This window comes from Rheinheimera texasensis DSM 17496 (assembly GCF_000711985.1).
Classification (GTDB): domain Bacteria; phylum Pseudomonadota; class Gammaproteobacteria; order Enterobacterales; family Alteromonadaceae; genus Pararheinheimera; species Pararheinheimera texasensis.
Window position 1 is genome coordinate 285,807 of the sequence record NZ_KL544007.1, and the last position, 10,721, is coordinate 296,527.

Genomic DNA, 10,721 nt, shown 5'->3' on the forward strand with positions numbered 1-10,721 from the left:
GGCGCATTTAACTTCGCACTTGTCAGGCAAATATCACAAAAATGTCACGCTGATATCCGGCAGATCTGTTCTTGCCGGCCATGGTTGTAACGCAGCTGCGGTGATGCGACTGCAACCACAGGTATAAATAATAAAATCAGGAACATGACATGAAAAAAACGCCCTTATACGGCGCGCTGACCAGCGCGCTTTTTTGTCTTACAGTGCAGGCTGAACCGGTATGGATCAGTGTCGAATCTCAGGTATTACAGGCGTTGCCTGAAGTGGCTGTGCTGCAACGCCAGCCCGTCCTCCTTGGGGAAGCGGTGCTGCAAAGTGGTCACCAGCAACCGGTGCTGGTACAGGTTGATAGCGCCGATTTGGCGGTGTTGTCGGAATATATCCATGCCGAGCAACACCGCTGCGGTGGTTACATCGCTTACGACAGCCTGGAGCAGGCCTTGCAGGCACTGACGCAGCCACTGCTGGCCGCCAGTTTCACCGCGCCGCCGCTGACACAAGGGACTCTGGTCAATAGCCAGCTGCCGCAGTTAAATCAGGCGAATATTGCTCAATTTATCAGTGATTTAAGTCAGTTTACCAACAGATATTACACCACCAACGCCGGGGTGCAGGCGGCAGACTGGATAGCCACGCAGTGGCAGAATCTGAGCAATAACCACAGCTGGATCAAGGTCAGCCGGATCAGTCACAGCGGTTATCCACAGCGCTCCGTGTTGCTGGAGATGATCGGTAGTGAAAAACCAAACGACATTGTGGTGCTGGGCGGTCACCTCGACTCCATCAATAGCGGCGGTACCAGCGAAACGACCCGGGCTCCGGGCGCGGACGATGATGCATCAGGTATAGCCACACTCAGTGAAATTATCCGAGTGATCAGCAGCGCGGGCTTAAGACCCAAGCGCACGATCCGGTTTTATGGTTATGCTGCGGAAGAAGTCGGACTGCGTGGCAGCAGAGACATCGCCACCGCCGCGGCCAGTACAGCGCAGAACATTATCGCGGCGATGCAGCTGGATATGACCAACTTTAAAGGCTCAGCCGAAGATATAGTGTTGATGACCGACTACACCAACGCCAATCTGAACGGCTATTTGCAAAAATTGCTGAGTACTTACCAGCCGGCGCTGCGTCACAGCACTGATGTCTGCGGTTACGGCTGTTCCGACCACGCCTCCTGGCACAATGCCGGATTTGCCGCGTCGATGCCGTTTGAAGCGCGTTTTGCCGGCAGTAACAAAAAAATCCATACCAGCAATGACACCCTCGCCAATTCTGACCCGACGGCATTACATGCGCTGAAATTTGCCCGTTTGGGTTTGTCTTTTGTGCTGGAGCTGGGTAATGCTGTCGGCGGTACGCCTGGTGGAACCAGCGGTAGTTTCCCCAATTTGGCCGCAACCACCGGCAACTGGGTTTATAAGACCTTAGTACTACCGGCCGGACAAAGTCAGCTCAATATAAATATGAGCGGTGGCACCGGCGACGCGGATCTGTACCTGCGTTTGGGGAGCAATCCTACCACCAGCAGTTACCAGTGCCGGCCTTATAAAACCGGCAACAATGAAAACTGTGTGATAACAAACCCGAGCGCTGGCAGCTGGGTAGTCGGAGTGCGGGCATACAGCAGCTTTAGCGGGGTCAACGTCAACTGGCAAAGCAACTGAACACAACGCTGAGGTGTGTCATCAAAAACTGCTGAGGGTCTCAGCAGTTTTCCTTTCTGAGTGGTTGAATCCAATTTGTTTCATCGCGATTTCCCCTTGTGCTTTGCACTTCTGAACAATATCGCCTCACAGGCGGGCTGCGCGGCTAAATCAATGCATTACAAAGCATGATATGTTACTTACTAACATTGTGTCGGTTGGGTTTCTTGTCCGTTTCAAAGCAGGAAATCATAAAATCGCGAGTTTATCCGTTAAAAAATGTGCAATTATAAATTTTTGTGGTAAAAAGTAACAACACAGCTAGGCATGTTGCGCATGCTAAAGGCTTTGTACAGGGAACGCAGGAACGACCTGGATGTGCTCAAAGCAGTAACGCGGCGTCCGGGTCAGATAAATTAAAACAAGCACAAATGAGATTTTGACTATGCCGCATTTACACAACAGTCACGACCAGCAGTACAGAATATCGAAGGCCAGACTGAGCCTGGCTATCTCCGCCGCTTTGTTGGGGCTGAGTCCTTTAGCGTTACAAGCTCAAGATTTGGCAAAAAATGACAGCGCTGTCACAACTAAAGAGAAAGCCAAAACTGAAACGGTCGAAGTGATCGAGATTAAAGGCATTCGCGGCAGTATTATGTCCGCACAGGATTTAAAACGCTTTGCTGATACCGTCAAAGATGTGATCACCGCCACTGATATCGGCGCATTGCCGGATAAATCGGTCACCGAAGCGCTGCAGCGTGTGCCAGGCGTGACGATTGAGCGTTTTGCTTCATCAGATGACCCGAAACACTATGCCGACGAAGGCACCGGGGTGTTAGTGCGTGGCCTGGACCGGGTGCGTTCTGAAGTCAATGGCCGCAGTGCCTTCAGCGCCAATCCGGCGGGCGGTTTGAGCTACGAAGATTTTCCGGCTGAGTTATTGGGTTCTGTCGAAGTGGTGAAAAACCAGACGGCAGACCTCATTTCCGGCGGCATCGCCGGTACCGTCAATCTGGTGACGCGTAAGCCGTTTGATTCAGAAAAACAAATGTTTGCCCTGAGTGGCAAAGCAAACTACGGCGATTATCGCGAAGAAGTCACACCGTCGTTGTCCGGTTTATTTTCTGACCAATGGCAAACCAACAATGGCCGCTTCGGCTTTTTAATTGCGGCCTCGACTTCTGAATATCAATCCCGCGGTGACGGCGTCGGTTTGGGTAATTTCCATTCGCGTGGCAGTGCATTTATTCCAACGACCGACCAATGGGGCGGTATTACCGGCGTCGATCCTAAATCACCGGTAGACGGCCCGGCATTACCGGGGCAACCGGCCGGTACAGTCTGGCATGTGCCAGTGGCTATCCATTTAAGCACTGCGGATAACGACCGCAAACGCACCGGCTTTACGTCATCGCTGCAATGGGCCAATAAAGACGACACAGTGGTCGCCACGCTGGAGCACATTAATTCGGATGCCTCACTGGAATGGAATGAGCGTCAAATCGGCCAGGCAGCGCAGGGCTTCCGTGGTTTTATGGGTTCGTCACAAAACTGGCGCGATGATAAAGCCAATGGTCGCCCGCTGACCACCGACAATGGTTTTATCACTTCTGGGGTCGCCCTTGGCGTCAGTCCGGAGACGCCGTTTTTCTACCGCAGCCGCTGGAACTACAACGAAAATACCGTCGAAGACACCTCGCTCAATCTGAAAATCAAAGCCACAGACCGCCTGAAGCTGGAACTGGATTATCAGCATATCGATTCAGATAAAGTCGTGCACAACTACAGCATGTCCGGTCAGACCCGCGGCAATCATGTGCATGTGGTGTCGCCGTATTTCCTCGACATGCGCGGCGAGCGGCCGACAGTCGAATTTTTAAGTAACAACATTCAGACCGCAGGCTGGTCACCGAACAATGACTGGAACGGCCCGGTGCCCAACCTGTTTTTAGGCAGCGGCATGGAGCAGGAAGAACACAACACTGCCAAAGCCGACAGCTTTCAGTTTGATGCAACTTATGAACTTGATGGCGTATTCTCCAGCATGAAGTTTGGCGGTTATTACTCAGATAAAGACCTGACGGTGCGCGACACTGCTTATGAAGGCTGGTCGGCAATTGGCACGCCTTGGGATATGGCAGACCGCAATGCCGCGGCGGCCGTGAATCAGCCGGGCTTATTTGAACGGGTCGATTTTTCAGATTATTACAACGGCCAGGTGTTAATTGGCGGCGTGAATAACTTCCTGTTCCCGAAAATGGATTTAGTGAAAAACTATGCCGCGTCTTTAAGGCAGGGCTGTAAAGAGGGCTGGCACAATGCCACGCTGAGTAAGGCTAATAATGGCGTCTGTACCGGCACTTATGTGCCTTATACCGACAAGCCAAACCGGGTCGAAGGGCCATTTGCCGCGCACAATATCAGCAAATCGAACGAACAACGCACCGAGTTTTATTTGCGTGGTGATTTTGAAATGCCGGAGCGCGACATTCCGGTCAAAGGCAATCTGGGCCTGCGCTTTGTCAGCTATCAGCTGGAATCCACCGGCGCTTTTGTTCAGCCAACTACAGCGAAACGTGGTAACCCGGGCACTTCCCTTAACACTGTGATGCAGAAGCCGGAATATAAGCAGTACTACGATCTGGCGTCCGGTGAATCAGAGCTCAGTACAGTTGATGGCACTGACTACACCACTGTGCTGCCAAGCCTGAACCTGAGCTTTGAACTGAAAGATGATTTGGTGATGCGTTTTGGCGCATCTCAGGGCCTGTTTTATCCAAGCCTGGTCGATGCGCGCAACATCAGCCTGCTGGATTTAGACTATACCCGCCGGTTAAAAACGCCAGGCCAGGATCAGGATGAAAAAAACAACCCGGTGGTCGGGCTTGATGACATCGAAGTTACAGCGCTGGCCGGTAACCCTTATTTGGAACCGGAAGAGTCGATCAATTTCGATTTAACCACTGAGTGGTATTTCGCTCAGGGTGGTTTCGTCAATATTGGCCTGTTCCACAAAAAACTCGATAACATTATTCGTAACCGCCAGTTTGACCTGGACGTTACCTACAATGGCGTGAAATACGACGTGTCGGCTTATGGCCCGGCCAATACCGGTGCCGGCACTATCCGTGGTGCTGAACTGTCGTATTCGCAGTTTTACGACATGTTACCGGGCTTGTGGCGTGGTTTAGGCTTGCAGTTTAACTACACCTATATTGATCAGAGTGGCCTTGAAGATCCAAATGAGATCTCCAAAGGCACGCTCGGTTTTAAGGAAGACGGCAGCCGCGTTGACGATAACCGCAACACGTTCCGCGTCTTCAGTGGTTTGCCGTTACAAGGTTATTCCGATCAAAACCTGAACATCGTTGGCATGTATGAGCTGGAAGCTGTTTCATTCCGCTTAGCTTACACCTGGCGCTCAGAGTACCTGCTGACGCTGCGTGAATCGGAAGAATATGTGCCGGCTTATGCCAAGGCTTCCGGCATGCTGGACGCCAGCTTCTACTACAGCATCAACGACAACTGGAAAGTCGGTATTGAGGGCAGCAATTTACTCAATACCGAAACTAAAACCGAGTATCAGATGAACCAGGCCGGAGACAGGACTCAGGCGCTGAGTTTTATCACCGACCGGCGTTATGCGTTAAGCGTGCGCGCTGTGTTCTAACTTCAGCTCTTCTGATAACAGCCCCGGTTTGTGCCGGGGCTGTTTTTTTCGCCAGACAACACTGTACCGGCCTGTTCTTCGCTGGCTGGACCTTGCAAGGTGCCGGACAAATCCCCATGCTATAGCCCATCTATGATTGACCACAGAGCCTCGCCCGATGTCCGATTTGCAAACCCGCATTGAAAACTTACGTCAAACGCTAAACCAGCATAATTATCAATATTATGTGCTGGATAACCCCAGCATTCCGGATGCGGATTATGACGCTTTGTACCGCGAGTTGCAGGCACTTGAAGCGCAGCATCCTGAACTCATCACCGCCGATTCGCCAACGCAGCGGGTCGGGGCGGCGCCACTGGATAAATTCGGTCAGGTCAGTCATCAAATCCCGATGTTGTCGTTGGACAATGCCTTTGAAGCCGCGGACTTTCAGGCGTTTTATCAGCGTATGGCCGACCGGCTTGATCAACAAATTGAATTCAGCTTTTGCGCCGAACCCAAGCTCGATGGTCTCGCTGTCAGTATCCGTTATGAAAATGGCCTGCTGGTACAGGCAGCGACGCGCGGCGACGGTTTTACCGGCGAAGACATTACCAGCAATATCAAAACCATCCGGGCTATTCCGCTGAAGCTACAGGGTGAGTATCCAGCGGTATTAGAAGTGCGTGGCGAAGTTTTTATGCCGCTGGCTGGTTTTGATGCGATGAATGAAAAAGCCCGCGCCAGCGGCGACAAAGTGTTTGCCAATCCGCGTAACGCCGCGGCCGGCAGCTTACGCCAGCTCGACCCACGGATCACCGCTAGTCGCCCTTTGAGTTTTTATGCTTATGCAGTAGGTGCTGTGACAGATCCAAACACGGTATTAGACAGCAAAAGCCACTATGCGCGGCTGCAGCAATTAAAAAGCTGGGGCTTGCCGGTGTGCCCGGAGATCCGCTTGCTGACAGGCGCTGCAGCAGCGCTTGCTTATCACGCCGATATTCTGGCGCGCCGCGCCGCGCTTGCATATGAAATCGACGGCGTGGTTTTGAAAGTCGACGATTTATTACAGCAGCAAAACCTAGGTTTTGTGTCGCGCGCGCCGCGCTGGGCTATTGCCTTTAAATTCCCCGCACAGGAAAAAACTACCCGCTTACTCGATGTCGAGTTTCAGGTCGGTCGCACCGGCTCAGTCACTCCAGTGGCGCGGCTGGAGCCGGTCAGTGTCGGCGGCGTGACCGTGTCTAATGCCACTTTGCATAATCAGGATGAAATCAACCGGCTGGGCATTAAAATTGGCGACAGCGTGATTATCCGCCGCGCCGGCGATGTGATCCCGCAGGTGGTGGCCGTGGTGCTGGCTGAGCGGCCGGCAGATGCGCGTGACATTCTGTTTCCGACCGAATGCCCGGTTTGTGGCAGTGCCACAGAGCGGGTGGAAGGCGAAGCCGTCACGCGTTGTACCGGTGGTTTATTTTGTGGCGCGCAGCGCAAAGAGGCGCTGAAACACTTTGTTGCCCGCAAGGCGATGGATATTGAAGGATTAGGCGATAAGCTCATCGAACAGTTAGTTGATGAGCAGCTGGTGCAAAGCCCGGTCGATATCTACAAGCTGGATATGCCGGCACTGGTTGGCCTGGAGCGGATGGGGGAGAAGTCCGCGCTGAAATTACTGGCGGCTATCGAGCAGTCAAAACAAAGTAGCTTGCCGCGTTTTATTTATGCGCTTGGCATCCGCGAAGTGGGCGAAGCCACAGCACTGAACCTGGCGCAGCATTTCCGCAGTCTGGGGGCTTTACGCGAAGCGTCGCTGGAACAGTTGCTGGCGGTTGCCGATGTTGGTGCTGTCGTTGCCGGCCAAATTCTGCATTTCCTTGCCGAGCCGCATAATCAGGCGGTCATCGATGGGTTGATTGCCGTGGGCGTGCAGTGGCCGGACATTGCCGAAAAAGCCCAGACGGCGCAGCCATTGGCCGGGCAAACATTAGTGCTGACCGGTACTTTAATTGCGATGGGCCGCGACGAAGCCAAAGATAAGCTACAGCAATTAGGTGCCAAGGTAGCGGGGTCGGTGTCGGCGAAAACCAGCGCCGTGATTGCCGGTGATAATGCCGGCTCCAAGCTGGCCAAAGCAGAAGAGCTGGGCGTAGCGGTCTGGACTGAACAACAGATGCTGGATTTATTTGCTGAGCACGGAATAAGCTAATGAAGCAATATCCGGATATTCCGCTGCTGGACCAGGATGGTTTGCATCGGATCCCACTGCGGTTTTATGCGTTACTGTTATTACTGCTCAGGCCTTATCTGTGCTGGATAGTCACGCTCGTGATGCCAGAAGCAGAGCGTAAAGCAGTGCTGAGTTTTTTTTATCCGCTTAGTGATGATTTTGTCCGGGCTGTGCTGATTGGCATTCCGGCTTTGTTGGTGCTCGCTGCCGTCAGTCAGCGCGTGCCTTATGACAAAAAGCTACGGCGTGGCCGGGCCAAAACATTCTGGTTTGGCGTGTGGCGGCAAAGCCGCTGGTTATTGCTTGGGGTCGCCTCAGTAGACCTCTATTGGACTATCAGTCACTTACCCGCTTATGTGGCGCTACGGGCACCAGGATTATTGTTTGTGGTGGCAGCTTTGGCGTTGAGTTGTTTGTATCTGCTACGCAGCCAGCAACTCCGGCTGGTATTCAGTGAATGGCCGGAAGATAAAAAGGCCTGAACGTCGCTATCGTAGCACGACTGCATTGGCGGGAACGCCTCAGACTGCCAGCTGTTTTTGTTTTAGCTGATCAAAGCGGCGTTGTTGCTCCGGATTGAGTTTGCCCAGTTCAATCGCGCGTAAACAGGCTTGTTGCAGGCGGCTGCGTTTCACCGGATCCATAGCGCCGGTCGGCGAAGTCAGCATGCTTTGCAATAAGTTCAGCGCGATGCCGGCGTTACGCGGTAACAAACGGAAAGCGTGTTCAAAAGCGCCAAGGGCAGCTTGCCAGTTACCATGCTGATAATGCATAACCGCAATGTTATTGAGCTCGCGTGGCGCCGTAGTCAGTTCAGCGCGCTCTTGTTGCTCTTGCAGCAGATAAGTTTGCAGATACGGGTCGGCATTTTGACTTCGGCAGAATTCGCCGATTTTCTCAAACCAGCGTTTAGAGGCCTGCGTCAGGCCCACTTCGTGTAAGGCTTTGGCGCGGTCTAATGCGTCTTCCAGGCTGGTGATATTCAGCGGCACCTCGTCCATGGTTTCAAGAATTTTCAGCGCTTTGTCTTTTTGGTCTTTCAGGTAATGCAACCGGGCCTGCAACACGGTTTGTTGCTCGTGCGTGTCCGATTGCGGGAAATTACTGCGTAGCTGATTCAGCGCTTCTGTCGCCTGTTTACTGAGCTTGTTGGTTTCGCCGTCTTCATCCATCGACACCGCAAAATCGATGCAGGCGCGGGCCATATTCAAATACAGATCTGGTTGTTCATACATCGAATGGCGGGCGAATTTCAGCAAATCCCGGGCCGATTTGTACTGGCGTTCATAGTCGTGATTTAGTCGCGACAATTGCTGTAATTTTTGCTGGCGGAACAAATTACGTGGCGCCAGTTCCACTGCCTGTTCCAGATGCATTTGTGCCTGCTCAAAACTGTGATTGCGAAATTCCAGTTCTGACTGAAACTCCAGCGCCACCAGCTTGGTATCTGTTTTGGCGGACATCCGTTCCAGCATCATGCCAACGGCATCAAAATCTTCACAGGCAAACAACGCACGCACCAGACCAATTTGTGCCCAGCCAAAGGGCTGCACGGCCTGCACCGATTGATAAAACTGTACAGCATCGCGAAAACGGCCGGTTTGTAATAATAAATCGCCTTTGAGTTTCAACAGCGTGGGAACCAATTTGGCTGATGGCGGGCTTGCAAGCAACAAGTCCAGTTCCTGCAACGCTTTTTCCGGCCGGTTTGCATCCAGATACTGATGCAGCGGTCGCAGGTCCTGTTTGCGTTTCAGCACCCGCTCGATGCGGCTTTGCAAATCACCGATGGTATAGGGCTTGGCCAAAAACTCGTCCGGTTGCAACTCAATGACGGAATGGACTAACGACGGGTCAGTTTCGGCGCTGATAAAGATAAAACCGGTGTTATGGCTTTGTAGTTTGCGGGTCTTTAGTTCTTCATACAGCTGAAAACCATCTTTGCCCTGTTGCAGGTTAAAGGACAGGATGATCAGATCAAATTGTTGTTGCTGACACAGTTGCAGCGCAGTACTAGCGCGATCAGTCAGCTGTACACTGCCATAGCCTAGTTTTTCCAGCGCGAATTTCAGATAGTTCTGCGCCAAAGCCTGCTCATCGATCACCAGAATACGGATATCCCGGCTAAATGCCTGTTCCATCAATGCCTGTCTTTCTGTTACTTCAATCTGCCTGCTTTATCTGCCTACTATAGCAGGCGCTGAAATCGCAACAATACAAATCACAGCTTTCGGCGCAGCTTTTACAGAGTGTTTACAGTCGGTTACAGCAGCGGCAGCTTGCTTTCTTTAGGCTGGTCGTCATCGTCAATCTTTGGAGAACCTCTGATGTCCCCGAATCGCTTTATCCCTGTGGCTGCTTGTTTATTGCTGGCGCTGACTGGTTGTAACAACGAGTTAATTTTGGCTGGTAACACCGATGTGGTTAGTTACAACTTTCAGCAAGGCGCCCAAAATTGGAGCGCAGGTTTTAGTGATTATCCGACCAATGATGCTGCTATTTATGAGCTCGACAGCGGCATCCGCAATTTGCCGACCGGCTTTCAGGGGAGTGGTTTTATGCTCAGTGGCCACAATCGCAGTGATGACCTTTTTATGTTTTTAAAAAGGAAAATCAGCGGGTTATCACCATCCAGCAAATACAAAGCCCAGCTTAAAGTCACCTTTCTCAGTAACGCCGGCGCCGGTTGTATGGGGATTGGCGGTGCGCCAGGTGAAGCGGTCTGGCTGAAGTTTGGTTATGCCGACAAAGAGCCCAAGCAAGAAGGTTTCACGCTGAATGTACCTAAAGGTGAGCAATCGCAGGATGGCGCTCAGGCCAAAGTACAGGGAGATGTTGCCGTGGCTGATGGCAAATGCGATGGCTCGGTGTACAAAGCAAAAACGTTGAACAACGCTGAAAAAACGCTGGATATCACCACGGCTGCAGATGGTTCGGTCTGGTTATTTGTAGGCACAGATTCAGGGTTTGAAGGTAAAACTACGTTGTATTACCAGAATATCGACCTGCGTTTTACGCCGAAGTAAAAGTTTGATGTGGTGCTTTTGCCCGTTAGTTGGAAACGCTGTCGGGCTTTTTTATCAGCGAATTAAAATGGAGTGGGTGAGGCGCAGGATCGCCCAAACAGCTTTAACATCGATACGAGAAGATATGGTGGATGCTACTGGGATCGAACCAGTGACCCTCGTGTGGTGAT

At 52.1% G+C, this 10,721-nt stretch carries 6 protein-coding genes; 5 read left to right on the top strand and 1 reads right to left on the bottom strand.

Annotated elements, in window-relative coordinates; genetic code table 11:
• The first annotated feature begins 149 nt into the window (after window positions 1-149).
• The 4 genes from Q399_RS22400 (at window position 150) to Q399_RS0120590 (ending at window position 8,007) form a co-directional block, all read left to right on the top strand.
• Window positions 150-1,667 carry a M20/M25/M40 family metallo-hydrolase gene (locus Q399_RS22400; RefSeq protein WP_031571933.1) on the top strand — a complete coding sequence of 506 codons (1,518 nt, stop codon included), beginning with the start codon at window positions 150-152 and terminating at the stop codon, window positions 1,665-1,667.
• A 424-nt stretch (window positions 1,668-2,091) separates the two neighbouring features.
• Window positions 2,092-5,319, top strand: coding sequence for a TonB-dependent receptor (locus tag Q399_RS0120575; protein WP_051686215.1), 3,228 nt, complete (start codon window positions 2,092-2,094; stop codon window positions 5,317-5,319).
• A 157-nt stretch (window positions 5,320-5,476) separates the two neighbouring features.
• On the top strand, window positions 5,477-7,504 hold the full coding sequence (ligA, locus tag Q399_RS0120585) for an NAD-dependent DNA ligase LigA (RefSeq protein ID WP_031571937.1): 2,028 nt from the start codon (window positions 5,477-5,479) through the stop codon (window positions 7,502-7,504).
• The gene (locus Q399_RS0120590) at window positions 7,504-8,007 is read left to right on the top strand and encodes a DUF2919 family protein (RefSeq protein WP_031571939.1); all 504 of its coding nucleotides are present in this window, start codon (window positions 7,504-7,506) and stop codon (window positions 8,005-8,007) included. The genes ligA and Q399_RS0120590 overlap by 1 nt, the downstream gene beginning before the upstream one ends.
• A gap of 39 nt (window positions 8,008-8,046) precedes the next feature.
• Here the strand turns inward: Q399_RS0120590 and Q399_RS0120595 are convergent, their stop codons facing one another.
• Window positions 8,047-9,666: a response regulator gene (locus Q399_RS0120595; protein WP_031571941.1), complete on the bottom strand. Its 1,620-nt coding sequence runs from the start codon at window positions 9,664-9,666 to the stop codon at window positions 8,047-8,049.
• Between the two features lie 186 nt (window positions 9,667-9,852).
• On the opposite strand from Q399_RS0120595, the gene Q399_RS0120600 reads away from it, so the two are divergent.
• Window positions 9,853-10,551 (top strand): hypothetical protein, encoded by a 699-nt coding sequence (locus Q399_RS0120600; protein WP_031571942.1) that lies wholly within the window; start codon window positions 9,853-9,855, stop codon window positions 10,549-10,551.
• The last annotated feature ends 170 nt before the right edge of the window (window positions 10,552-10,721 follow it).

Coding starts and splice junctions, on each gene's coding strand:
- Q399_RS0120575 (WP_051686215.1), top strand. CDS start 2,092: ATGCCGCATTTACACAACAGTCACGACCAGCAGTACAGAATATCGAAG.
- Q399_RS0120595 (WP_031571941.1), bottom strand. CDS start 9,666: ATGGAACAGGCATTTAGCCGGGATATCCGTATTCTGGTGATCGATGAG.
- Q399_RS0120590 (WP_031571939.1), top strand. CDS start 7,504: ATGAAGCAATATCCGGATATTCCGCTGCTGGACCAGGATGGTTTGCAT.
- Q399_RS0120600 (WP_031571942.1), top strand. CDS start 9,853: ATGTCCCCGAATCGCTTTATCCCTGTGGCTGCTTGTTTATTGCTGGCG.
- ligA (WP_031571937.1), top strand. CDS start 5,477: ATGTCCGATTTGCAAACCCGCATTGAAAACTTACGTCAAACGCTAAAC.
- Q399_RS22400 (WP_031571933.1), top strand. CDS start 150: ATGAAAAAAACGCCCTTATACGGCGCGCTGACCAGCGCGCTTTTTTGT.